Annotated in this window: 23 protein-coding genes, 1 tRNA gene and 1 pseudogene; 19 read left to right on the top strand and 6 right to left on the bottom strand. The window is 35.9% G+C overall.

From position 1 onward, the window contains the following. Positions 1-419: 419 nt before the first annotated feature. The 5 genes from dusC to ACYIAM_RS08140 form a co-directional block, all read right to left on the bottom strand. The gene (dusC, locus tag ACYIAM_RS08160; protein WP_483747915.1) at positions 420-1,382 is read right to left on the bottom strand and encodes a tRNA dihydrouridine(16) synthase DusC; all 963 of its coding nucleotides are present in this window, start codon (positions 1,380-1,382) and stop codon (positions 420-422) included. Further along, positions 1,379-2,152, bottom strand: a complete 774-nt coding sequence (locus tag ACYIAM_RS08155) for a molybdopterin-synthase adenylyltransferase MoeB (RefSeq protein WP_483558681.1) — start codon at positions 2,150-2,152, stop codon at positions 1,379-1,381. The genes dusC and ACYIAM_RS08155 overlap by 4 nt, the downstream gene beginning before the upstream one ends. A 78-nt stretch (positions 2,153-2,230) precedes the next feature. Next, on the bottom strand, positions 2,231-3,550 hold the full coding sequence (locus ACYIAM_RS08150; protein ID WP_483747914.1) for an amidohydrolase: 1,320 nt from the start codon (positions 3,548-3,550) through the stop codon (positions 2,231-2,233). Between the two features lie 20 nt (positions 3,551-3,570). Then, entirely contained in the window at positions 3,571-4,020 is a 450-nt protein-coding gene (locus ACYIAM_RS08145; RefSeq protein WP_174796729.1) for a hypothetical protein, read from the bottom strand. Continuing rightward, entirely contained in the window at positions 4,017-4,808 is a 792-nt protein-coding gene (locus ACYIAM_RS08140; RefSeq protein ID WP_065638865.1) for a DUF3100 domain-containing protein, read from the bottom strand. The genes ACYIAM_RS08145 and ACYIAM_RS08140 overlap by 4 nt, the downstream gene beginning before the upstream one ends. A 277-nt stretch (positions 4,809-5,085) precedes the next feature. Here ACYIAM_RS08140 and aspS point away from each other — a divergent pair, with 277 nt between their 5' ends. From aspS to ACYIAM_RS08115, 5 genes are all read left to right on the top strand, one after another. Then, on the top strand, positions 5,086-6,843 hold the full coding sequence (gene aspS, locus ACYIAM_RS08135) for an aspartate--tRNA ligase (RefSeq protein ID WP_483747913.1): 1,758 nt from the start codon (positions 5,086-5,088) through the stop codon (positions 6,841-6,843). A 9-nt stretch (positions 6,844-6,852) separates the two neighbouring features. After that, positions 6,853-7,302, top strand: a complete 450-nt coding sequence (gene nudB, locus ACYIAM_RS08130; RefSeq protein ID WP_483747912.1) for a dihydroneopterin triphosphate diphosphatase — start codon at positions 6,853-6,855, stop codon at positions 7,300-7,302. Positions 7,303-7,316: 14 nt separating this feature from the next. Continuing rightward, on the top strand, positions 7,317-7,733 hold the full coding sequence (locus ACYIAM_RS08125; RefSeq protein WP_483747911.1) for a hypothetical protein: 417 nt from the start codon (positions 7,317-7,319) through the stop codon (positions 7,731-7,733). Positions 7,734-7,822: 89 nt separating this feature from the next. Continuing rightward, positions 7,823-9,286 carry a 4-hydroxy-3-polyprenylbenzoate decarboxylase gene (gene ubiD / locus ACYIAM_RS08120; protein WP_483747910.1) on the top strand — a complete coding sequence of 488 codons (1,464 nt, stop codon included), beginning with the start codon at positions 7,823-7,825 and terminating at the stop codon, positions 9,284-9,286. Between the two features lie 202 nt (positions 9,287-9,488). After that, positions 9,489-10,499, top strand: coding sequence for an SEL1-like repeat protein (locus ACYIAM_RS08115; RefSeq protein WP_174796724.1), 1,011 nt, complete (start codon positions 9,489-9,491; stop codon positions 10,497-10,499). A 537-nt stretch (positions 10,500-11,036) separates the two neighbouring features. Here ACYIAM_RS08115 and ppc read toward each other — a convergent pair. Continuing rightward, the gene (gene ppc / locus ACYIAM_RS08110; protein WP_483747909.1) at positions 11,037-13,682 is read right to left on the bottom strand and encodes a phosphoenolpyruvate carboxylase; all 2,646 of its coding nucleotides are present in this window, start codon (positions 13,680-13,682) and stop codon (positions 11,037-11,039) included. Between the two features lie 351 nt (positions 13,683-14,033). Here ppc and ACYIAM_RS08105 point away from each other — a divergent pair, with 351 nt between their 5' ends. The 14 genes and pseudogenes from ACYIAM_RS08105 (at position 14,034) to ACYIAM_RS08040 (ending at position 26,586) form a co-directional block, all read left to right on the top strand. Then, entirely contained in the window at positions 14,034-14,525 is a 492-nt protein-coding gene (locus ACYIAM_RS08105; RefSeq protein WP_160430667.1) for an NADH-quinone oxidoreductase subunit J, read from the top strand. A gap of 1 nt (position 14,526) precedes the next feature. Further along, positions 14,527-14,829, top strand: a complete 303-nt coding sequence (nuoK, locus tag ACYIAM_RS08100) for an NADH-quinone oxidoreductase subunit NuoK (RefSeq protein ID WP_174796721.1) — start codon at positions 14,527-14,529, stop codon at positions 14,827-14,829. Then, positions 14,826-16,673: an NADH-quinone oxidoreductase subunit 5 family protein gene (locus ACYIAM_RS08095; RefSeq protein ID WP_483747908.1), complete on the top strand. Its 1,848-nt coding sequence runs from the start codon at positions 14,826-14,828 to the stop codon at positions 16,671-16,673. Before nuoK ends, ACYIAM_RS08095 begins: the two co-directional genes overlap by 4 nt. A 17-nt stretch (positions 16,674-16,690) precedes the next feature. Further along, a complete protein-coding gene (locus tag ACYIAM_RS08090; RefSeq protein WP_174796719.1) occupies positions 16,691-18,235 on the top strand; it encodes a complex I subunit 4 family protein in 1,545 nt (514 codons plus the stop codon). Between the two features lie 6 nt (positions 18,236-18,241). After that, the gene (locus ACYIAM_RS08085) at positions 18,242-19,984 is read left to right on the top strand and encodes an NADH-quinone oxidoreductase subunit N (RefSeq protein ID WP_483747907.1); all 1,743 of its coding nucleotides are present in this window, start codon (positions 18,242-18,244) and stop codon (positions 19,982-19,984) included. Positions 19,985-20,169: 185 nt separating this feature from the next. After that, entirely contained in the window at positions 20,170-20,499 is a 330-nt protein-coding gene (yajC, locus tag ACYIAM_RS08080) for a preprotein translocase subunit YajC (RefSeq protein ID WP_483747906.1), read from the top strand. A gap of 60 nt (positions 20,500-20,559) precedes the next feature. Further along, positions 20,560-22,416, top strand: a complete 1,857-nt coding sequence (gene secD / locus ACYIAM_RS08075) for a protein translocase subunit SecD (RefSeq protein WP_483747905.1) — start codon at positions 20,560-20,562, stop codon at positions 22,414-22,416. 15 nt (positions 22,417-22,431) lie between these two features. Continuing rightward, complete coding sequence (secF, locus tag ACYIAM_RS08070; protein ID WP_483747924.1) at positions 22,432-23,427, top strand: protein translocase subunit SecF; 996 nt, start codon at positions 22,432-22,434, stop codon at positions 23,425-23,427. Positions 23,428-23,553: 126 nt separating this feature from the next. Then, positions 23,554-23,629 (top strand) — tRNA-Ala (locus tag ACYIAM_RS08065). Between the two features lie 183 nt (positions 23,630-23,812). Continuing rightward, positions 23,813-24,016, top strand: a pseudogene (locus ACYIAM_RS08060) (integrase arm-type DNA-binding domain-containing protein); the annotation flags it as partial. A gap of 129 nt (positions 24,017-24,145) precedes the next feature. Then, a complete protein-coding gene (locus ACYIAM_RS08055) occupies positions 24,146-24,379 on the top strand; it encodes a primase-like DNA-binding domain-containing protein (RefSeq protein ID WP_483747904.1) in 234 nt (77 codons plus the stop codon). A 114-nt stretch (positions 24,380-24,493) separates the two neighbouring features. Continuing rightward, entirely contained in the window at positions 24,494-25,066 is a 573-nt protein-coding gene (locus tag ACYIAM_RS08050) for a hypothetical protein (RefSeq protein ID WP_483747903.1), read from the top strand. Between the two features lie 738 nt (positions 25,067-25,804). After that, positions 25,805-26,320: a ClbS/DfsB family four-helix bundle protein gene (locus ACYIAM_RS08045; protein ID WP_483747902.1), complete on the top strand. Its 516-nt coding sequence runs from the start codon at positions 25,805-25,807 to the stop codon at positions 26,318-26,320. A gap of 32 nt (positions 26,321-26,352) precedes the next feature. Then, positions 26,353-26,586 (top strand): helix-hairpin-helix domain-containing protein, encoded by a 234-nt coding sequence (locus tag ACYIAM_RS08040; protein ID WP_160430674.1) that lies wholly within the window; start codon positions 26,353-26,355, stop codon positions 26,584-26,586. The last annotated feature ends 23 nt before the right edge of the window (positions 26,587-26,609 follow it).

Genomic DNA, 26,609 nt, shown 5'->3' with positions numbered 1-26,609 from the left:
TTTATTGTCTATGGCGGTGATGTCCGCATTAGAGATGGGTCGTACCGCGAGCACATTTATTGCACCACACCTTAGCTTTTATTTCTTAGCCCTTAATCCTTAGGTCGTGGAGGGAGGGAGATGGTGCAAACGAGGATAATTTATTAAAGAACAGCGCCCTAGCGTAGTTGGGGGGCTTTATTGGGAGTGCGGTTGTTGTGGTTTAAATTCGAAGTTTATTTTGTTCAACAACGCTAATACGTCCGAAACCATTGCACCCAATCAATTGTAATCACAAAAAAGTATTGATTTATTAAAGTTTTTTGATGGAATAGCTTGTAAAAAACTTTAATAAAATCAATGCCTTTCCTGACTGATTTTTATGAAACCTTATCCCCCTACATCGTTATAATAAATGAACACCAATTGCTATTTTGTTATTACCTAAGGAAGTTATTTTGGCTGTTCTTCGTTAAGAAATCACTGATCTCTTGCTGTGATTTGAGTGTTCGAATATTTTGTAGGACGTCTGCTGCTTGAGCATAGTGCTGTTTTAAGTAAGCAAGCCACTGTTTGATGCGTGCAGAATGATAAAGCGCTTTAACGTCATCAACGGAGGATGTCGCATAGTGGATTAAAATTTCCATCACTTGTTGCCAACTGAATGCTGATTGTTCAGTTCGAATCATATTAGCTAAGTTAGGAATCGTTAAAATACCACGCCCTAGCATAATGTCGTTAGTTTGGCTTTGGTTTATGCAATTTTTTGCATCCTCAATAGAAAAAATTTCACCATTAGCAATAACGGGTATGTTTAGATGTTGCTTGATTTGACCTATTGTTTGCCAATCTATTTTTTCGGCTTTATAGCCGTCTTCTTTGGTTCTGCCATGAATAGCAATTTCATTGGCACCGGCAAGTTCAATGGCGCTGGCGATGTCGTGACAATGTGATTTATTATCCCATCCTAAGCGAATTTTGACTGATAATCTATGCGTTGCCCCAATTGCTTGCCTTACTTGGCTAACAATATTAAATATCTGCTCGGGATATTGTAATAAATAAGCGCCTCCGTGACTGCCAACGACCGTTTTGGCTGGGCAACCAAAATTGATATCGATACCATAAGAGCCTAATTCAATAGCTTTAACGGCATTTTCCGCCATCCATTCTGGCGACTGGCCAAGAATTTGCACCCGAACTGGCGTGCCAGATTTAGTTTTTCCGTTATGGTAAAGCTCAGGACATAGGCGATAAAAGGTTCGATTAGATAATTTATGATGGGTTACTCTAATAAATTCAGTCACACAATAATCAAATTGGTTAATTGAAGTTAAAAGTTGTCTGACTTGATAATCAAGCACACCCTCCATGGGCGCTAAAATAATGCGATTAATTTTCATTGAGAAACCTGATTAGTATGACTATTTCCACAAATGCGACAGTTAAGTTGTTTGGTAAATTTAACTTGGTTAAATTCCATTGTCATTGTATCAATCATTAATACACGACCAATTAATGGTTTTCCATATTGGGTTAGCACTTTGATGGCTTCTAAGGCTTGCATGGTGCCAAACATGCCAACAAGTGGTGCCATGACACCCGCTTCAACACAAGTGAGTTGATCTTGACCAAATAAGCGGCTCAAACAGTGATAACAAGGTTCATCAGGCTGATAAGTAAATACGCTTAATAATCCCTCCATACGGATTGCTGCTCCAGAAACTAGTGGTTTTTTTACATGAAAACAACAACGGTTAATTTGCTCTCGTGTCACTAAGTTATCAGTACAGTCGATGACAATATTATGCTGTTTGATAAGCGCAATGAGCTTGTCATCGTCAAGTTGCTGATGCACTGTTTCAATTAACGTATTGGCATTGATATTGGTTAAGGCTTTTTTTGCAACCTCGACTTTGTATTGATTGATAGCTCTTTCGGTATATAAGATTTGTCGATTTAAGTTGGATTTTGATATGGTATCAAAATCAACTAACGTTAATTTACCTAAACCTGATGCTGCCAAATAGAGCGATGCCGCACAGCCGAGTCCACCTAAACCGATGATCAGTGCTGAACTGTTTTTTAATATTTGTTGTTTATCAATATCAAAACCACGCAATGTGATTTGTCTATCATAACGAAACAGTTCTTGATCAGTCAGTTCTTGCATAGTGGGTGTTTATTGTGGTTAATTATGAAGAAGCATTATAACAGAAACTTGGCACAACAATGTGCCAAGCCATTAAGATTATTTGTCAAAGCCAGACAGGAATGTTAAATATTCTTCTTTGGTCATGAGTGGTTTATATTCTGACATCAGTGTTTGTGCTGGTTTTGCGTCGTCATAAAGTAAATCGATAATTGTACAGGCCATCATTTGCGCAGGACGGATGTAAGCCATATCTTCATCAAATACGGTATAATCTTTACCATGTAAAACACCTCGAACCGAACCAATCCATGGGTGGCTAACAGGCATAATATGGGATAGATCGCCAGTATCCGTGCTTCCTGTCATATGAGGGGCAACTGAAACATTTTCTTCACCAATTAACTCTTCGGCATTACGTTTTAAAAGCTCGTTAAGCGTTGAGTTGTTATTTAATGGTAGATAGCCAGGCAAGTCCTTAATTTCACAGGTGGCACCAACTGCCATAGCGCCTGCTTTTAGTGCTTGATTAATTCGTTCATTGGCATCAATCATGGCGGGCACATTGCCTGCTCGTACATAGCTTTCCATTCTTACATCGCTTGGAATCACATTAACTAAATCACCACCTTGGGTAATAATCGGGTGGAATCTAATATAGTCTTTTTCTTGAAATGTTTCGCGAATAGCATGCACACCCATCATTCCCATCATTGCTGCATTTAAAGCATTGACACCCGCATGTGGCGCAGCAGCCGCGTGTGACGCTTCGCCTTTATATTTAATCAGTTTACCGATAAAACCATTACTGGTGGTTGATATTTCGATAAAACCATCTTGGCGGTCATTGGGTACGCTAGTTAAGTGTATTTGTAGTGCCATATCAACATCGTCAAATTCACCCCGCGAAATTAGTTCTGGTTTGCCACCAATATATTTGATTTTACCTTCTTCAATTAAGCGATTGCGATAAGTGATTTCAACATATTCTTCAGCAGGTACTGCAAAAGGTACGACATCGCCCGCTAAAAATTGCATAGCCCCTGCATCAATTAATCCCATCGTGACTGCCATCATATTGGCAATTTGCGCATTATGCCCACAACAGTGCGCAGCGCCAGAGATTTCGTCAGCAGCAGGGTGATCTGCACAAATAATGGCATCAAGTTCACCAATAACAGCAATGCTGTACTGACTACCTTTTCCTCCTTTTAAGCGACCTTTTACGCCAGTTATAGCCAATTTATTTTTAAATGGCACACCTAATTTTTCAAAGGCTTCTTCGACTTTTTTGGCGGTTTTGTGTTCTTTATAACCAAGTTCTGGTTCAGCCCAAATTGACTGAGCAATCGCTTTGATGTCAGCTTTTCGGTTTGCTATTGCGTTACAAACCTTTTTTTTAAGTTCTTCTTTTGTCATACGTTAAATCCTAATTCAAATTAGATGACACCTTCCCAATGCAAGGTGATTTGTGCAATGATTGCCGCAAAAATAAAGGTACCTGAAAACACGGCTAACGAAACAGGGATGATTCGCCAAGAGATACTTTTAAATAATGCTAAATCTTTGCCAATAGCTAGTCCTGCATAAGCAAGTACTGGGGTACAGACAGCCAATAAAGAAACTTGATCAGTCATTGAAACAACTTGTTCGTGATAAGGAAATATTGGTGATGAAGCTACTGCGGCTACGACTGATACCCATAAAATAACTGGAAATTTGTTTAATAGTGGAATTTTACCAACAAAATAGCCGGCTATTGATATAGCAACTAAGATTGATAATGCTTGTAATGACATCATAAAATCAATTTTGTAACCTACAGTATTGCCGGCAGCCATAATAATAGCAACTAAGATCAGTAAAAATATTGTTTCTAGGCATTTCATGATAGCGATCCTTCTTTGTTACGTCGTAAGCGGGCAAAAAGGTTATATAAGAAAGAGGCAAAAGGTAACGAAAATAGCGTATAAATATAAATGCCAACAATACTCGACATTAAGTTTGCGGTTGTTGCATAGGCTTTTATTTCACTAGCCATTTCAGGATAAAGGTCACTTATTGGTGCAAGTGAAGCCGCCATCATACTACCGCTTCCAACCCCAGCTCCCATCGCTAACGCATAAGGATGAAGGATATCTAATTTTGCCATTACACTAGCAAGTATGCTCATCCAAATAGCACCATAAAGTGTGCCACAAACATACATCGCCATAACGCCTCGACCTTCAGCAGAATCTAATCCATATTTATCGGCAACGATCGCGATATTGGGTTCGCGAGCAACTGAATACGTTGCGCCCACCGCTTCACGTTTCATGCCTAATATCATTGCCAGTGGTAAACCTAATAAAATCGTGCCGGCAAAATGCCCCAACTCTTGAAAAATTAAGGCTAACTTCGCGTCTTTTAGAATCATATCAATTTTAGGACCAACCGAGACGCCAAGCTTGGCAACAAGCAGCATTAAAGTGACTATCATGATAGCACTAGCATGATTCATATTTTTTAGTTTTAATATTTTTAATTTGGGCAGGCTAATTATTCCGCCAATAATCATGGCGTATAACATCGGATACACTGAGATAGTCCAGATCGATTGTTTACCGATGAACTCACATACTAAAACAACGACTAGTGCAAGAGCATGTACTCTATAGTCTTTTAAAATTTCCATCCTTATGGCCTCATAGAATATTTTATTGTTAATAAAATTAGTTATGGTCACTAAAATCGTAATCAACAATTATCATTGTGTAGTTAATATACATAACCTAATTTACTTACGTCAACAAACAAGTTTCATCAATTACGCGTTAGTAAACAATATGGTAATAACAGCACAAAATATTTAAACAATTAAAGAAGAAATCTCAATAAATGCCTTTATAAGGGTTTTATTTGTTTTATAATAAACGCTATTTTTAAAGATTGATACTTAAACAGGATATTTTATGCGTTCAATTTATTGCGGTCAGTTAACGGCATCTCATATTAATCAAGAAGTAACATTGTGTGGATGGGTCAATAAACGTCGAGATTTAGGCGGTATGATTTTTATTGATATGCGCGATCGTGAAGGCATTGTTCAGGTGTTTTTCGACCCTGATTATCAACAAGCGTATCAACTTGCTGGTGAGTTACGTAATGAATTTTGTATTCAGATCAAAGGGGAAGTGAGAGCTCGCCCTGAAGGTCAAATCAACAAAGAGATGGTAACTGGCGAGGTTGAAATTTTGGCCACTGAGCTGACTATATTTAACCGTAGCGATGTTTTACCTCTTGATTTCAATCAAAACAATAGTGAAGAACAGCGTTTAAAATATCGTTATATTGATTTACGTCGCCCTGAAATGGCAACGATTTTTAAAACTCGTGCCAAAATTACTGCGTTTGTTCGTTCATTTATGAACGAGCATGGTTTTTTAGATATTGAAACCCCAATGTTAACCAAGGCAACACCTGAAGGGGCTCGAGACTATTTAGTACCAAGCCGAATTCATAAAGGTGAATTTTATGCGCTTCCACAATCGCCACAACTATTTAAGCAATTGCTGATGATGTCAGGATTTGATCGCTATTATCAAATTGTAAAATGTTTTCGAGATGAAGATTTGAGAGCCGATCGTCAACCTGAATTTACTCAAATCGATGTTGAAACTTCATTTATGACAGCCGAACAAGTGCGTGAGGTTATGGAACAAATGATTCGTGAACTTTGGTTGCATGTTAAGAATGTCGATTTAGGTAAGTTCCCTATCATGACTTTTGCTGAGGCGATGCGTCGTTTTGGTAGCGATAAACCCGATTTACGAAATCCGCTCGAAATTATTGATGTGGCTGATATTGTTAAAGATGTTGATTTTAAAGTGTTTTCAACTCCAGCTAATGATCCTAAAGGTCGCGTAGCTTTACTTTGTGTACCAAATGGCACTCAATTAACTCGCAAACAGTTAGATGAATATACACAATTCATTTCGGTTTATGGTGCTAAAGGTATGGCATGGATTAAGGTTAATGAACGTCATAAAGGGCTAGAAGGCGTACAAAGTCCTGTAGCAAAATTCTTAAATGAATCACAAATGGAAGCCCTACTTAATCGAGCCAATGCTAAAGATGGCGATATTCTATTATTTGGTGCTGATAGTTATAAAGTTGTGAGTGATGCACTCGGCGCATTACGTTTAAAAGTTGGTAAGGATTTAGGCTTAACTGATGAAAGTAAATGGGCAGTGCTTTGGGTTGTTGATTTCCCTATGTTTGAAGAAACCGACGAAGGACTAAGTGCAATGCATCATCCATTTACGTCACCAAAAGACTATACACCAGAAGAACTTATCAAGAATCCAGAAAATGCAGTTGCGAATGCTTATGATATGGTTATAAATGGTTATGAAGTTGGTGGTGGATCGGTTCGTATTCATCGTAGTGAAATGCAGCAAGCGGTTTTTTCAATTTTAGGTATTAATGAACATGATCAACGTGAAAAATTTGGCTTTTTACTTGATGCATTAAAATATGGCACACCACCACATGCAGGATTAGCATTTGGATTAGATAGATTAAGCATGTTATTAAGTGGAACCGATAATATTCGCGATGTAATAGCATTTCCTAAAACAACCGCTGCCGCATGTTTATTAACCGATGCTCCAAGCCCAGCTAACGCGGTGGCATTAACTGAACTGGGTATTGAAGTAAGTAAAAAATAGCGATATTTGATGCAAAAATTCAAAAATCCTGAATCTGTTCTAGTGGTGATTTTCTGCCAGACAACAAATCGCTGCCTTATGTTGCAGCGTAAGGATGATCCTTGTTTTTGGCAATCAGTTACAGGTAGCATGGATGCCAATGAATCGCCATTAGATACTGCGATTCGTGAAGTTTTTGAAGAAACAGGCATTGATATTATAGGGCAACATCTTGAGTTAATTGATGCAAAGCATACCGTTGAGTTTGAGATTTTTCCTCAATTTAGACATAGATATGCGCCAGAAGTTAAGATAAATAAAGAACATTGGTTTTATCTGCCTCTTCTTAATGAGGTAACACCTGTGCTTACTGAACATTTAGCTTATCAATGGCTAACGATTGATGAGGCTGCCAGTCTTACTTTATCGCCAAATAACAGTGAGGCTATTAGTAAAATTCATAGTTTGATTAAATCTTAATTAAGAGGTCGAAAATGAAATTGAGTCTATCTGCTCTTGTGTTTTCCTGTTTATGTTTTTTTGTACCAATCAGTCATGCTGAAATAAGTATAAAAAAGTGCCAACCCAATCAAAGTGATTATATTATTTTTGATGAATATGACGCTAAAATTGCTGAAAAGATCATTGATTATAAATTACATGACCAACCTGAAAAGCGTGAAAATAGTATTATTCAGATATTTGCTAATGAAAATAGTGATGATCGCAATGACTGGCTAGCCTCGTTCCGATTCGATGATGAATCTGAACAATATTTATTTTATCAAGTTGATCAGGATGAATTTATTGAAATTGACAAAAAACAGTTTGAAACCCTATTACCTAAAATTGTTGCGTGTAATCAAAATAAGCAAGTACCTATTTACAGTGAAAACTTTGATGCAGACTAATTCAATTGCATGATAGTTTTTCATCAAGGATTAAAAGACTTTTAGATTTGGTTAACTCAAGATGAGTCAGTAACAGGGAGTAATAATACATGCATTTTTCAAATTTTAGAGATTTTTTAGATTATCTTGAGCAGCAAGGCGAATTAAAACGAATTACTTTTCCTGTTAATCCTTATCTTGAAATGACCGAAATTGCTGATCGCGTATTACGCAGCGAAGGTCCTGCCTTATTATTTGAAAACCCGATTGGTTATGATATGCCTGTTTTATGTAATCTGTTTGGTACCGCCAAACGTGTTGCGATGGGTATGGGGCGTGAAGATACTTCAGCTTTGCGTGAAATCGGTGAGTTATTGGCATTTTTGCGTGAACCCGAACCACCCAAAGGCATACGGCAATTTTTTAATGTATTACCTAAATATAAACAAGTGTTTAATATGCCTGTCAAACATCGTTCATCAGCCCCCTGCCAAGAGGTGATTTTTAAGGATGATGAAGTGGATTTGACGCGTTTACCTATTATGCATTGCTGGCCCGATGATGTGGCACCGCTGTTATCTTGGGGACTGACTATTACTAAAGGTCCTTATAAAGATCGGCAAAATTTGGGTATTTATCGCTTGCAGCTTTTAGGTAAAAATAAATTAATTATGCGCTGGCTTTCACATCGTGGTGGGGCGCTTGATTTTGCCGAGTGGCAACAAGAAAATCCTAACCAAAAATTCCCTGTTAGCATTGTGATTGGCGCCGATTCTGCAACCATTTTAGGCGCAGTGACACCCGTGCCCGACACTTTATCCGAATATGCTTTTTCTGGATTATTACGTGGTAGTCGAACCGAAGTGGTGAAATCGTTATCAAACGATTTAGACGTTCCAGCTAGTGCAGAAATTGTGCTTGAAGGTTATATCGATCCTAATGAATTAGCATCAGAAGGCCCATATGGCGATCACACCGGTTATTATAATGAAGTTGAGCAATTTGCCGTATTTACTGTGACACATTTAACTCGTCGTAAAGATGCGATTTATCATTCAACCTATACTGGTAGGCCGCCAGATGAACCCGCGGTAATGGGACTTGCGTTGAATGAGGTCTTTATACCGATTTTACAAAAACAATTTCCTGAAATTGTCGATTTTTATTTACCTCCCGAAGGATGTTCATATCGTATTGCGATTGTGACAATTAAAAAACAATATCCAGGTCATGCTAAACGCGTCATGATGGGGGTTTGGTCTTATCTAAGGCAATTTATGTATACAAAATTTGTGATTGTCTGTGATGATGATATTAATGCCCGTGACTGGAAAGATGTTATGTGGGCTATTTCAACACGCATGGATCCGCAACGTGATACCACTTTTATTGATAATACACCTATCGACTATTTAGATTTTGCCTCACCGGTTTCTGGATTGGGCTCTAAAATGGGGTTGGATGCGACCAATAAATGGCCGGGTGAAACCAATCGTGAATGGGGAAAAGTTATCAAGAAAGATCCTAAAGTTGTTGCTCGGATTGATGAAATTTGGGATGAACTTGGTTTATAGTTTAATATATTGTTTATTAAAGGGAAAATAAAGTGATACAGCTTGATATAAAAAATATAATTTCACACTGAGTAGGTATTAAACAAACGCTATTCCCTTTGGCTACATTTATGTATAATTATTATTAATGTCACTATAATTAAAAAATATGAAAAAAAATCGAATTTTATTAGTACTATTATTATCTATTTCTTATGGTGCAATGGCTACAAATTATAGGACCCAATCTGACGATACGCAATTAAAGCTTAAGGAGTCAGAGTCACTGCTCCCGTCTTTACGCTTGTCTGCAGAAAAAGGAAATGCAGAAGCTCAGTACTCATTAGGTGGTATTTATAAACAAGGATTGGGTGTTGAAGCTAGTGATGTTCGTGCTTTTTTTTGGTATAAAAAAGCAGCAGAGCAAGGACTTGCCAAAGCACAAAATAATTTAGCGTTTATGTATCAAAGCGGATTGGGAACCAATCGTGATTTAAACGAAGCAGTTAAATATTTTAAATTAGCATCTGATCAAAATTATGCATTGGCTAAATATAATTTAGCTTTAATGTATCAAGAAGGTGAGGGCGTAGAAAAAAACACATTAACGGCAATTGACTATTTTACACAAGCAGGTAATGAAGGTATTTATGATGCTTATTTAAATCTGGGTATGATCTATTTTTTTGGTGATGGCGTACCCGAAGATCGCATGACTGCAGCGGACTGGTTTAGCAAAGCTGCAAAAGATAATATTCCAGAAGCACAATATTATTTAGGACTAATGTCAGAAAATGGCGATGGTTTGACTCAAGATTATATGGCGGCTAGCTATTTTTATACACAAGCGGCAGAACGAGGGCATGTGCTAGCTATGTATAATTTAGCCATTATGTATGCAACAGGAACGGGAACGAAACCCGATAATACGCAAGCAGCCTATTGGTTTACTAAAGCTGCACAAGCCGGCAATGCTGATGCTCAATATAATATTGGCGTGATGTATGATGTAGGCGGTGGTGTTGCTAAAGACGAGAAAAAAGCCGTTGAATGGTATCTAAAAGCTGCAGAGCAAGGTAGCGTTGATGCTCAATATAATTTGGGCGTTAAATATCTAGAAGGTGAAAGTGTTGATAAAGATCAAGAGCGTGCTATCTATTGGTTTACTAAAGCTAGCGAGCAAGGGGATCAAGACGCTAAAGCTTATTTAGAACAGTTATTACCTAAAAAATAAAAAAGCATTGTGCTTTTGCAGATTGATGACAAACCTCGATATCATTCGGGGTTTATTGTTTATTGAGATGCTATCAAAAAGGTTTATAAATATGCTATCGTCTAACATACATTTTTGTTTATTATTGATAATAATACACTGTGTTTGATTAGTCATAATGGCGATATTTTTGGATAGTTGTTTTATCAATTTATACCTGTCTGGTGGCAAAAATATCGGTGCTTTTTGGTTTCCCTCTTGATATATCACCTATTATCAGAAATTGTTTTTTTGCCTCATATTACATAAGTAAATGATTTTTATTAAAAAACAAAAATAAAAACTTCAATAAAATCAATGTTTTTTGACCGTTTTGTATCTTAAATAAGACCGTTGCTTGTTTGACCGAAGGCATTTATATTTGATATGGTTAGATTTAGAACATTTGAGTTTTTTCGGCATTGGGCAATAGCTTTGGCTATTTTATACATCAAGCAGATCAAAGAACTCGTTGAAAAGCGAGTTCTTTGTTAACAACAGAAAAAGCATTGATCTTTTTTATCCTGAGTTTCGCATACCAGCTGCAATTCCAGAAATAGTAATCATTAATCCTTGTTCTACTATGATATTCTCGTTATCGTTGTATTTTCGTGAACGACTTAATAACTCAGCCTGCAATAAATTTAATGGTTCAATATAAGTATTACGTAAAGCCACCGACTGTGCTATCCACGGTAAATCAGCCATTAAGCTAATATCGTCAGTAATGGTTAGCACGGTATTGATATCTTGGGCTAACAAACTTCTTAACTCTTCGCCTAATGGCCATAAAGCAGGATCAACTAAACGTTGTTCATAATATTCGTGGATGTTTGGTGCCGCTTTGGCATAGACCATTTCAAGCATACCTAATCGGGAATTAAAAAAAGGCCAATTGTGATACATTTCTTTAAGAAGATTTTGTTTACCATCTGCAATTGCTGCTCTAAGTGCACTACCAGCACCAAGCCAAGACGGTACCATTAAACGGTTTTGTGTCCAAGCAAAAATCCATGGGATAGCACGTAAACTTTCAATACCACCGCCCGTACGGCGTTTTTGTGGTCTGGAACCAAGTGGTAATCTACCTAATTCAGCTTCTGGTGTTACTGCTCTAAAATAATCAACAAATTCAGCACGTACTCGTACATAACTACGATAGCAATTGCATGAAAGTTCTGACATTTTATCCATTATATCGCGCCATGCTTGTTTGGGTGCTGGCGGTGGCAATAAGTTGGCTTGTAAAATTGCTGATGTATACAGCATTAAACTGCTGAGTGCCACTTCTGGCAAACCAAGTTTGAAACGAATCATTTCGCCTTGTTCTGTCACCCTAAGCCCGCCTTTTAATGATCCTGGAGGTTGCGAAAGTAGTGCGGCATGCGCTGGCGCTCCACCTCGACCTATTGAACCTCCTCGCCCGTGGAATAGCACTAAATTAGTATTATATTTTTTAAATAAGTTAACTAATTCTTCTTGAGATCGATATTGTGCCCAAGATGCTGCGAGTGTCCCTGCATCCTTAGCCGAGTCAGAGTAGCCTATCATCACCATCTGCTTACCTTGAATTTTATTGCGATACCAAGGAATATCCAACAGTTTTTGCATCACCGATTTTGCGTTATTTAAGTCTTCTAATGTTTCAAATAACGGTGCAACTGGAATATATTTTTGGCAATCAACAATTTTCAATAATAAGTAAACGGCTAATATATCAGAAGGGGCTTTAGCCATTGATATTACGTAAGAGGCAATCGATTCTTCGCCAGCTTTTTTTATTACACGACAAGTATCTAATACTTCTTGGACCATTTGATCTGGTTGCCAGTTATAAGGTAATAATGGTCGATTAGATTGTAACTCTGTTAATAAAAATGCTTGTTTTTCTTCCTCTGACCATTTTGCATAGCTACCTAAATTAAGTTCTGTAGTTAATGCGTCAAGCGCCTCGGTGTGTACAGAGCTGTCTTGGCGAATATCTAATCTGACTAATTGTAAACCAAAACTTTTTATGCGTCGTAAAGTATCAAGTAATGGACCATGGGCTATGGTTGACATGCCATTATCAATTAATGACTCATAACAGGTATAAAGCGGTATCCATAATTGTTCATTTTTAATTAAAATATCACTAGGTGGTAATACTCGTTCATTATTCAGCAAAGCTTCAATATAATTATGAGTGTTAATTAAACGTGTTCGTAACTGTTTCATTACAGCTCGATAGGGCTCGGAAACGGTTTTGTTTTTTTCATCTAACAGATCAATAACTGAATCACTACATTCCGTCATTGAAAGTTCACGAACAAGTATTTGAATATCGGCTAAAAATAACTCAATGGCTTTTAATCTAGCTTGTAGCATGACCTTTTCGGTCACTTTTGCTGTCACATTTGGATTACCATCACGATCTCCGCCCATCCATGAGGTGAATTTAATAGGCACATGATCAACTGGTAATTGCTCATCAAAAGCATCTACTAACTGGTCATTAAGCTCACGCAAAAATAGCGGTACACCTTCCCATAAGCTATCTTCAATGACCGAAAAACCCCATTTTGCTTCATCAATGGGGGTAGGGCGTTTTTTGCGGATTTCATCGGTATACCATGCCTGACAAACTAACTGTTTTAAGCGGCGCATAATTCGTTCTATTTCATAGTCGGCTAAATCATCATGATCCAGTTGAGATAAACAGTTATTAATAGCCGTATAAGTATTTATCATGGTTCGGCGATTAATTTCGGTCGGGTGTGCAGTTAGCACCAATTCAATCGATAACTCATTAATCGCTTCTGTAATAGTTTGAGTTGAAAAATTAAGATTTTTAAGTGTACTAAATAATTCAGTCATTTTTTTCGGGCTACTAGATGCTTCTCCATGGGGAGAAATACCATAATATTCAGCAGCCGTATTGACTAAATTTAAAAACTGATTAAATGCGCGTGCAACATGTAATAAATCATCATCATTAAGGTTTTCAATTAGTTTGAGTAGCTCATTATGTGCTTGGGTGTTTCCTTGTTGAGCCGATTTTGATAGCTTTCTTATTTTTTCAACTAAATCAAAGGTTTCATTGCCAGTGGCGCGTTTTATCGCATTGCCCAGTAAAGTGCCTAACATATTGACATTACTTCGCATTGAGGAATATTTATGATTCATGATTTTCTCGTCTTCGATTTTATTATGCCTAAGCATCTTTAAGCTGCATGACCCAAATGATAAATTAATGGGATAGGTATAATTATTGGTTAATGTGCGTAAGTTATATACTTTATAACAATGTTGCTTTGAATTTAAATAATAAAATTTTATGGTTTTTATTTTTTTTAGTTGTTTTAATTATATTTAATATGAAAAAATCAAGAAATAATAATATTCTCTTAATCGTGAAATGTTCAAGACAATACAGCTTAACGAGTTTAATTTTCGATGAACACTGTGTTTGTAAACTGTATCTTAATATCATTTGGGTATATACTAAAGCATTATCAATACATATTGGATTATTTAATGATCGCTGTTTTTTATATTGCGTCGATTATTGCTGTTTTTGCCAGTGTAAAAGTGATTAGTAGTTTACGGATTGATAAAGCAATCTTATACCTTGGTATTTCACTTTTTGCATCGGCCTTGATATTTATTCTGCTTGCAACGTATTTTTCTACTTTTTTATACATCCTATTATTTATTGGTGGCTCGGTGACACTTTTTTTACTTGTCGCATCCGTTCTGAAAATTAGCGTTGATAATGTAGAAAACAATAAACGGGGTATCAGCCCTAAAATTTGGTTAGGGCCACTAATTTTAGCTTTTATTTTACTTGTGGCTCTTATTTATGGCGTAGTAAATGCTAACTATTCAGAACTGAAAGAGTCTCATGAATTAATGCATGAAATGTCTGTATATGCTTACATTTTAATGGCTGAACTAGCGATATTTTTATTATTGGGTGCAGCAGTGATTGCTTACCATTTTATGCATCGGCTTATGTCGGAGAAATAATATGATTCCACTTATGCACAGCCTTATTTTGGCTTCTATTTTATTTGTGATTGGACTACTAGGAATAATGATTCGGCGTCATCTCTATTTTTTATTACTTAGTCTGATTATTATGAACAATGGGGCGATAGTTGCATTATTTGCGGCAAGTAGCTATTGGCAACAATCCGATGGACAAGTACTGGCAATATTAGCAGTAATAACAACCTTAGCAGAGGTTTGCGTTGGTCTTGCATTAATGATGAAACTATTCTACCGTCGAAAAATCTTTAATATTGACTCATTGAGTGAAATGAAAGGATGAATTTACTTTATTTAACTATTATTGTTCCCTTGCTCTCTTTTTTAATATTGGTTTTGCTAGGGAGACATATTCGAACAATTAATGTGATGATTATAGGCATTACTACGATGCTGATCATTGTATTAATTACTCTATTTTCTTATATTGATTTTAGTTCAAACACGGTACCTGACATGGCCTTAGTTTATTCTAGACCATTGTGGAAATGGTTTTCTGTGGGTGAATTTTCGGTGCCGATTGCTTTAATATTGGATGGTTTATCACTAACATTTTTAGTTTTAATATCATTCTTTGGTTTTTTGATTTACTTTTTTGCGGCTTGCTATTTAACGTCAAGAAAGGATATTTATACTTTTTATGCTTATAGTAATTTATTAATTGCCAGTATATTAACCATCATATTAGTTGATAATCTATTTGTTATGTTAATTGGCTGGGAAGGCGTGAGTCTAAGTACTTACTTACTTATCGGTATCTACTATAAACAGGCTCGAAATGGTTATGCTGCTGCAAAAGCCTTTATCATTATGCATTTAACTGATATCTTTCTAATTATTGGCATATTTTTATTGTATCAAACATTAGAAACATTAAATATTCATGATGTATTGGCGCAAGCACATGATAACTTGGCCGTTGACTCAGACATCATATTTTGGATAACTTTAATGTTGTTTCTTGGTGCAATGAGTAAGTCTGCACTATTTCCTATGCATTCATGGTTTGCCGAAACAACATTAGCACCAATGCCTGCGGTAGCTTTGTTACAATCTTCAACAGTGATTTTAGCTGGAGTATATTTAGTTTTAAGACTTAGTAATTTGTTTATGATGTCGAGCGATGTCCTTGCTATTATATCGATAATGTCATCATTAACCATATTGTTTGCTAGTACGATCGCCTTAGTGCAGTATGATATTAAACGAATTATCACCTATATCAATTTAGCGCAAATCAGCTATCTATTTTATGCTTTTTCAACCAAGAGTTGGAGCTTGTCTCTTAATTGCTTAATTAATTATTCCATAACAAGCACATTGCTGATTTTAGCTTCATCAATTTTAATCAAAAAATGTCAGGGCGAACGTGATATAAGCAAAATTGGTGGTTTAATTAAATCGTTTCCAATGTTATACGCGGTCTTTTTGTTAATTATGCTGTCACTGAGTGCTATGCCTTGGATTTCGTCATCATTTTATATCAAGGGGGATATTATATTGGGCTTAATGGCTCAAGATAAATTGATATCTGGAACCATTGGTTTACTCGGTATTTTACTTTCCAGCTTAGGTATTTGGCGTTTAATTTCCATGGTATTTTATCACAAATCCAAAAAGCATGATTTTACAGAAACTAAATGGATAAGTTTTTGCCCAATTTTTATATTATCGATATTTAGCACAGCATTGTTTATCTATTTTCCATTACCAATTCGCGGCATCATTCCAATCGCTGAGTTAGATACCAATGGGCAGTTACCCTTTCAGCTACTGTTGGCGGCGGTGACAGGATTAAGTTTTCTTATTGCCTATATTTTATATGTACGCCCAAATAGTGAAGTACACGAGATTATAAATACGCCAATGGTAAAATACTTTTTACGCTTATGTAATAGTGATTGGCATTATGATTATTTGTTGAACACACTATTTGTTAAACCTTATGTCTATTTGACCCATTTGTTAAAAAAAGACCCTTTAGCATTATGGGATGATTGGATAATGAGAGGAATCAAAAAAGTAAACTCGTTCATCGTTGATCTCGAAAATGGGCAAATTCGGTGGTATATGGTCTCGATGGTTATAGGTAGCATTATCATATTAATGTTACTGATTTTTATTTAATAAAGGTGTAATCATTCATGTTATTATGGCTTGTTTTTTTACCTGTAATAGGCGGATTTATTGGTTGGTTATGCCATGTATGTTTACAAAGGGGCGTTGTTTCCGTCGATGTACAAATGCGCTGGTCAAAACTACCAATAATTGTAGCGTTTATCACAATTTGCATGACATTATTGATGGCGATAGTATTTTGGATAGATGCCATAAATGTGTTGAATCAAGGGACAAATTGGGTACAGGAAGTGAACCTAGACTGGATCCCTTTGTTAGGTATTCATTTTCATCTTGTTTTAGATGGTCTATCGATGGTTGTTATCACCTCAACACTATTTATTGTGTTATTGACAATTGTTTATTCTAGTAAAGAAAGCCTAAACAATCTTGGTCTATTTTACTTATGTCTATTATTTATGACATCAGCCATTATGATGTTATTTGTTATCACTGACTTATTTTTAATGTTCTTCTTTTGGGAAGCGGTCGCAATACCTATCTATTTTTTAATTTCACTATGGGGACGACGAGATTCAAGCTCACAATTACGTTTTAACGGTGCCAGCAAATTTTTGATTTATACCCAATTGAGTAGTTTACTTATGTTAATCTCAATTGTGTCATTAGCCTTAACTAACTGGAACTTAACAGGGCATTGGACGTTTGATTATCAGGTATTAACAAAAACGCCAATTTCAAGTGATACCGAATTTTTACTCATGCTAGGATTTTTAGCCGCTTTCATTGTGCGTATTCCTTTTGTTCCTTTTCATAGCTGGTTTATTGAAGCCAATATCGAATCTTCAACAACAGGCTCAATGATGATCAGTGGTTTATTACTCAATACAGCTGCATTTGGTTTATTGCGTTTTGTTATACCACTATTTCCTAATGCTTCCATCATGATTATGCCAATTATGTTGGTTCTTGCTTTGCTTACAATTATTTATGCTGCGCTAGTTGCATTTAATCAAACAGATATAAAAAAACTCATTGCTTATATTCATATCGCATTAATGGGATTTGTGACGGCAATTATTTATAGTGGTTCTGTTATTGCTTATCAAGGCGTGGTTATTCAAATGATAGCCATCAATTTAGCAATAGTTGGTATGTTTATCATTAGTGGATTGCTAGTTGAATGTTATTCCACACGAAATATAAGCCAATTTGTTGGGCTTAAAGAGCGGGTGCCTTATCTATCTTCGTTTACCCTGTATTTTATATTAGCGGTATTAGGTATTCCAGGTACTGCTAATTTTGTTGGTAATTATATGATGTTACTTGGTAGTTATAACACTTTTTCATTTTATACAATTTTGTTAGTCATTGGTTTATTATTACTGTCGATATCATTTATTGTACGTATGCAGCCAATTTTTTATGGCGTTATTGATAAAGGTGTTGCCACAAAACATCTACTCAGCAAGAAAGATCTTCTATTATTATCGAGCATCTTAATTGTCCTTATTTTTATTGGTTTGTATCCTCAAGTGGTTTTAGATATGTCTTATTCTGTCGTGAATCAAACACAACAATACATAGCCACAGAGCGAGTGGGAGAGTAATAATCTATGATAGCTTTATCGCCAATTTTTGTATTAAGCTTTTCGATCATTGTTTTGTTATTTTCACTATTTGTTTTTAAAATAAGCACCAGAGGTTGCACTATTTTAACGGTATGTGGATTAGTTTGTGCGTTGATCTGTTCTGCAGTGGTTGGCTATAAAATTTCACTTAGTACTCAGACTATTACTGATATCAGCAGTGACAATATGCAAATATCGGTATCAGTTTCTGAGCCAACTAAAGAACTAAATACAGCAAGTGAAGAAACAATCGCAATTGATACTGTACCTAATGACGCTATAGGCTCATCAAGTGGAAGTGAAGATACAAGTATTGATAGTAATATCGACAACAGTAAGATTGATAATACAGCGACAGATATCGATACTCATACTAATATTGATGATAATTCAAAGATTGATGGTAGTCCAAAGGATGAATGGAAAGCGCGCCATATTACCGCACTTTTTACCTGTGATGGCTATGGCTTACTTTATACCAGTTTGATTTTAATGATATCCATTGCAGTTGCATGTTTTGCTTATCGCTGGTTTAAACAAGAGCAGATTCAGCACGGATTATTTTATTTGATTTTGCTCTTTATGGCATTAGGTGGTGTAACACTAGTATACGCTAGCCATTTAATCGCCCTTTTTATTGGGATTGAACTATTATCTATTCCATTTGTAGGACTAATTGGTTATCAATATACACAAACTCATTCATTAGAAGCCGCAGTTAAATACATGATTTTATCTGCTGTTGCCAGTGTATTTCTATTGATGGGCATTGCCTTTTATTATGCAACTACTGGAGAGCTCACTTTTAGTGGTTTAAGTTATCAACTCTCAACGATGCCTTACCTAAGCACATTATTACTGATGGGTGTTTGCTTAATGTTGGTTGGTATTGGTTTTAAATTATCACTAGTACCATTTCAACTTTGGTTGCCGGATGTTTATCAAGGCGCGCCAACGATTGTCGCCTTATTATTATCAACAGTTGGAAAAGTTGCGATTTTCTGTGCCATCGCAAGGCTATTCCTATTGGCACCGATCGTTAATAATGAAACTATTCGTATTATTTTAGTGATTATGGCTTTTTGTTCTATTTTGTGGGGTAATTTATTGGCGTTAAAGCAAAGTAGCTTAAAGCGATTACTTGCCTATTCATCAATAGCGCATTTCGGCTATTTATTTACGGCTTTAATTGCTGTCCAATATCAAGTACTTGCATTAGAAACCATTGGCGTTTACTTAATTGGGTATATTTTAGCTAATATCTGTATATTAGGTGCGATCAGTTTAGATTCGCATTCTAACGAACTGCAAGATCATGAAAACGAAATTGATCTTTCAGGACTATTTTGGCGCAGACCAATTCTTGCATTAGCAATGGGCATTGGGTTTTTATCTTTAGCAGGGACACCACTAACTGCGGGTTTCGTTGGGCGATTTTTACTGGTGTTATTAGGCGTAACTGCGGAATTATGGTGGTTAGTTGCCGCTGTAGTTATTGGTAGTGCATTGGGGCTTTACTTTTATGCTCGTTTAATTATCAATCTTTATATTAGGCCACCTTGTCGTGATGGACAAATGTTAAGTGGAGCTTCGATTAAATTAAAATGGCAGGATATTAGAATAAGCGAGTTAATCATCGTATTATGTGCCTTATTGACACTGCTTTGTGGCATTTACCCTAAATGGTTATTTAACTTAGTTAGCATGGCGCAATATTTAACTACGTAATTAACGTTTATCCGCCATCATCGCTTGATTGGCGGAGTTATATTAACCAAAGTAGCTTAAAACACTTTTTATACTAAAACGCATACTTTCCTGAAACTTTTTGACAAGAAATAGTTAATAACAGATTTATTTATTGTGTTATAATTCCGACCTTTAAAAATTTAGTTTGAAACAAGAGGACCAGTATGGATTTTTTAATCTCTAATGCCTATGCAGCCGATGGTAGCCAACCAGGTGGCGACTATTTTATGCCAATTATGTTAGTTGTGTTTGGTTTATTTTTCTATTTTATGATTATGCGCCCACAGCAAAAACGTGCTAAAGCACATCGTGATTTAATGGCATCAATTTCAAAAGGTGATGAAGTGTTAACCAATGGCGGGCTTATAGGTCGTGTAGTAAAAGTTAACGAAAATGGTTACATCGCGCTAGAATTAAACGATACGACTGAAGTTGTGATCAAGCGTGACTTTATTACATCAGTTTTACCAAAAGGAACAATGAAATCACTATAATAGGCTGTTATCTATTATCGTTCATTGTATTAATTACCTAATCCCACAAGAGAATATGTCGTGTTAAACCGCTATCCTTTGTGGAAGTACATTATGTTGGTCGTTGTTATTTGCCTCGGCCTTCTTTATGCACTTCCAAATATTTATGGTGAAGATCCCGCTATACAAATTTCAGGTTCAAAGACTGCTGAAATTGATGTTGCTATGCAAGATAAGGTCAAAAAACTTTTGGCCGATAATCATATCGAACCGAAATCATTGGTTTATGAAAATAAGTCCATTTTAATTCGTGTTGGCGATAACGATACCCAGCTTAAAGCGAAAGAACTTATATCTGAAGCATTGGGTGAAGAGTATACTGTTGCATTAAATTTAGCGCCAGCAACGCCTGCATGGCTTACTGTGTTAGGTGCAGAACCGATGAAACTGGGTCTTGATTTGCGTGGTGGCGTTCACTTCTTAATGGAAGTCGATATGACCACAGCACTAAGTAAACTCACTGAACAGTCTATCGAAAACATCAAAGCTGAATTTACTAATAGCAAGTTAAATTATAAAACGATAAGCAAAGATAGTAATCAGCAAATTGTAATGCAATTTGATAATACTGAAGATCGCAATAAAGCCATTACCAAGATCAATGGAATACAAGATTACAAAGTGATCTCTCAACGCGACAACAGTGTTGTCATCAATGTCAGTGAACAACGTTTACAACAAGCGAAAAATGATGCTGTACAACAAAACACTACCATTCTACGTAATCGTGTTAACCAACTCGGTGTTGCTGAACCAATTGTTCAACGTCAAGGGGCAGATCGCATTGTTGTTGAATTACCCGGCATACAAGACACCGCATTAGCCAAGCGTATTTTGGGAGCAACGGCAACATTAGAATTTAGACAAGTTAACGAAGAGAGTACACCTAATTTGCCTGCTATTCTAAATGGTGATATGCGCATTCCTTATGGTTCCGAAATTAAGTATATGGAAAGTGGTCGTCCTGTACTACTGTATAAACGTATTGTATTAACAGGGGATCATATTACCGATTCTTCATATCGGGTTAATCAATATGGCCAACCCGAAGTAGCTATTACACTTGATGGTTCAGGCGGTAAAAGGATGTTTGATTTTACCCAAAAAAATCTTCATAAAGCGATGGCAACTTTATTTGTTGAATACAAAGACACCGGTAAGCGTGATGAAAACGACAAACCAATACTTGAAAAGCAAGAACGTATTATTAACGTAGCGACTATTCAGGGTGTTTTTAGTGATCGTTTTCAAGTAACCGGTATTGGTAATATTGATGAAGCTAAAAATTTATCACTATTATTACGAGCAGGGGCATTAATTGCACCTATTCAAATTATTGAGGAGCGAACAGTAGGACCATCAATGGGGCAAGAAAATATCACCCAAGGTCTAGAATCTTGCGCATGGGGGTTAGCGATTTCTGTTATCTTTATGCTAGTGATGTATCGTCTGTTTGGCGTGTTTGCTAGCCTTGCATTAGTTGCAAACTTAATTTTAATTGTTGGTGCAATGTCTTTACTTCCTGGGGCAACGCTAAGCATGCCTGGTATCGCAGGTATTGTGTTAACTGTGGGTATGGCTGTTGATGCCAATGTACTGATTAACGAACGAATAAAAGAAGAGCTTAGTAATGGACGTGGCGTTCAGCATGCAATTAACGAAGGGTACGCAGGCGCTTGGAGCAGTATTTTTGATGCCAACCTGACTACTTTAATTACTGCTGTTATTCTTTATGCAGTTGGTACAGGATCAATTAAAGGTTTTGCCATTACATTAGGCATCGGTATTGTAACATCGATGTTTACATCGATTGTCGGTACTCGTGCATTAGCCAATCTTATTTATGGCGGTCGTCGCGTTAATAAGTTATCAATTTAGAGGTTTATTGTGAGTATTACTAAACAACAAAATCATGATGTTAGAGAATTAAATCATGGTCGCAGAGTCCTCGACTTTTTAAAATTTGGCTTTATTGCTTTTGTTATTTCAATGTTATTAGTTGTCGCATCGTTTGTGGTTGTTTTTGTTAAAGGATTTAATCTAGGACAAGATTTCACTGGCGGTACAACTGTCGAGCTCACCGTAACAAAAGCCGTTAACCTTGATGACCTTCGTAACAGCTTACGCAGTGCTGGCTATCACGAACCGATAGTACAATATTACGGCAGTAGTAAAGATATCATCATTAGATTACCTTCGGCCAAGCAAGAAGATGATAGTGCCTCATCCGCTATTGATAATGCACTAGGCACAAAAATTTCTAATTTAATCCATAAAGATATTGATGCAGAAGCTCAAATTAAACGGATTGAATTTGTTGGTCCAACTGTTGGTTCTGAACTTGCGCAAGATGGTGTTTTGGCAATCTGTGCCGCATTAGTGTGTATTTTAATCTATATTGCCTTTCGTTTTGAGTGGCGATTCGGTACAGGTGCAGTTGTGGCTTTAGCGCATGATGTTATCATCACCGCAGGTTATTTATCGCTATTTGAACGAGAACTTGATTTAACAATCATTGCTGCGATGTTATCGATTATTGGTTATTCTCTTAACGATACCATAGTTGTTTTCGACCGAATTCGCGAGAATTTTAGAAAGATTCGCCGAGCAGAACCTTACGATGTTATTAATATCTCGTTAACACAGACATTGCATCGTACTTTAATGACATCAGGTACAACTCTTGCAGTGGTCGTTATTCTGTATATCTTTGGTGGTTCAATGTTAAAAGGCTTCTCTGAAACATTAGGCGTTGGTATTGTGCTTGGTACAATCTCATCAATTTATGTGGCTGCGTATATGTCACTTAAATTGGGCGTAAAACGTGAACACTTTATGCCACCTAAAATTGAAGCAGAAGGTGCAGATCAACCTTCAATATTGCGTTAATTATGTAAACTCTGCCATCAATGGGCAGAGTTTTATTTGGCTGTTTTTCAAACAAATAATATCAAATCGATTGACACTTATTATTTAGTTGCATATTATTAGCCACAGTTTTATCCTTTTCTATTTGGGGCCATAGCTCAGCTGGGAGAGCGCAACGCTGGCAGCGTTGAGGTCAGGGGTTCGATCCCCCTTGGCTCCACCAATTCAATAATCAGTAACATTCTTTTAAACTCAACAAAGCACACTAAACCCAGTAATAACAAGCCTTAAAGTCTATTTTATTGCCCATTAAGTATCAGTAAGGTACATTTACAACCATAATTTTTAGGTATATGCTTAGGTATACAGACGCAATATACCTATATATCGTATACCTAAAATAATTATGGCAAGGAAAACACATCCATTAACAGACACCCAAATAAAAGCCGCCAAACCAAGAGATAAAGATTACTCTTTATTTGATGGCGGTGGTATGTATCTCTTAGTTAAATCGAATAATTCTAAAATCTGACGTTTTAAGTATACGCGTCCGTATACCAAAAAGGGCGCATTAATTAGCTTTGGTAGTTATCCTGAGGTTTTACTATAGCAAGCGCGAAAACAACGAGATGAAGCGACGGCGATTAAATGCGAATCTGACCACTTAGTAGATTTTTGTAGTTATCTTGATGCGCTTGATTATCCCAATGGTATGTTTATTGGCAATATGTGAATAATGCCCTTTAACCCCCGAAAATATTTATATCATGCTTATATTGAATACATCCGCAATACAGGTTTAAACAATCCGCTATCACTAACGCAATTTGGAATATCGCTTAATTATGCAATGAAAGAAAACGGTAAAGACTACATGCGTAAAAGAGCCAATAAAGGGATGAGGACCAACGTAGAGCTTAATATCAATACTAGTCAAGACTGGTTACCCGAAGCTGAAGAAGCTAGCTAGTTGTTAATATTTGTTAACCTATGAACCGCCTAATTGGGGTGGTTTTTTGTTGTTCGCTTATGTAAGATAAGATACATTAAATGGGTATTTTCTTATAAATAAAAGGTTTTAAAATTGAGTAATTTATCTCTCGATGAAATTTTATCGCTTTATAGATTTAATCAATATTATGGTTCACCATCAGAATATTTTTATTCTAGTGCCCTAATAATTGATTGGGCTGAAAAACAAGTTATGCAAGGTGATGATTCAGAAATACTATTGATTATTGCTTCTTTGGGACTTGATAAAAAAATAGATAGCGATGAGGTTATGACGTACTTAAAAAGATATCTTTCGGAAAAAAATATTTCTATACCAAGCATTAATTATAGCTGTTTAGTTTTCATGAGGCTTTTTAGCCAAAAAATTATGGTATGTAATAGTTTAGAAGATATTGGCGATCTTCTTCATAGTTTTGTATTTAAATATATAGAATTTGGAAACAGATATTTTCATCGAATAAAGCACTATTGGCTTTTTATCTATTATGATTACTTTGATATGTATGATGGTCTTAATTGTTATTGTGCCGAAAAACAACTTAGTGAAGAAAAACGATATACAAGAATAAAAGCCTTAGCAAAAAGATTTTATTCTTTTTTAAATAATAAAGAAATGGTGGAATATTTAGCTAAACATATATAGCTAGATCTAAATTAATCCATTATTTATCTTGTGGTGAACACCTAAAGTGTACACTTGTGAATAGTAAACATTCAAGTATACACCGCTCAAACCCTTTTAGAATAAGGCTTCAAGCAAGTAGTGAACAATTTTTTATAAAATTTTATTTTTATGGGCGGGAGGTATAAAAAATCTAAAACATAATTAACGGATATCGCTCACCTAGATAAATTTTTACACCGTCAAAATTCTAAAACCAATTTTTTTAACCTTTCAATTTAGCAAGATTAAAATACCTAATATTGAGGGGCACTTTTTGTTTTAGGTATACGATTCGATTTTTAAAAGTTAATCTTTCAGTATTTTCAGTGTGTTTATCTATATGATTTTGTTTCCTTTGGCGTAACATTCTTTTAAACCCTACAAAGTACACCAAACCCAGTAATAACAAGCCTTAAAGTCTATTTTATTGCCCATTAAGTATCAGTAAGGTACATTTATAACCATAATTTTTTAGTTATATGGTAGTTATGGATAGTATAATCAATCAAGTAATGTCCCTTTAATTTGTATTCAACTATTAAAAAATAGTTGTCTCAAAAAATAGAACAGAAAGCCAAGATAAAACATCTAAAATAACCACTTAAAAGCTTTAATAAAATCATGATGTTTGTTTGCTTTTTTTGAGGCTTAGTTTACAGTATCTTTGTTATTTTTTGATAAAGGATAATACGTTAATAAAATTAAGAAGGAGGTAAAATGGCTTATGCAAATAAACAGCAGTTATTAGATGAAATAAACAAGACAGCTAAATTATTTATTGATGAGTTTATAGTTTTATCTGAATCACAAAAAGACTCTTTGGTAGAGGGCGTTGATCGTACTCCTGCACAAATGATTGCTTATCAACTCGGTTGGCTTAATTTGGTGAAATCTTGGGATGATGATGAGCTTGCTGGTCAAACACCTGAATTACCGGCCTCTGGATACAAATGGAATCAATTGGGTAATTTGTATCAGCAATTTTATAAAACATATCAATACCTCTCATTACAGGCATTAATTCAAGCATTTAATCAGCAAATCACTATTTGGAATGATTGGATTCAATCTTTGAATGAAGACACTTTATTTATAAAAGATAGCCGTAATTGGACTAAACCTTATCCTGAATCTTGGACTGTTGCTCGATTTATCCATATTAATTCTGTGGCGCCTTTTAAATCGTTTAGAGCAAAAATCAGAAAGTGGAAAAAACTAAATGCATCAGTTTAAAATTATATTCAATAAAATGTAAGGAGAATAATATGGCCTTTACAGAAACAGAACGACAGCAATTGATGGAGCTTAAATTCGTGGGTGCCAAAATTATTGAAAGACTTGAAGAGATGAACTTCGATTCTTTCGATAAATTGCGTAATGCTAGTTTAGATGAAATCCTTAACAAAGGTGCATTATTAACAGGTTCAACTTGTTGGAAAAACAGTCATCAAGCAAAAACGGCAATAAGTAATATTTTGAGTTTAGTTAACAATACTTAATATTCCTTGTATAGGCGGTAAGT

It is taken from the genome of Gilliamella sp. X-60 (genome assembly GCF_057063585.1).
This window is presented reverse-complemented; position numbering and strand designations above follow the sequence as displayed.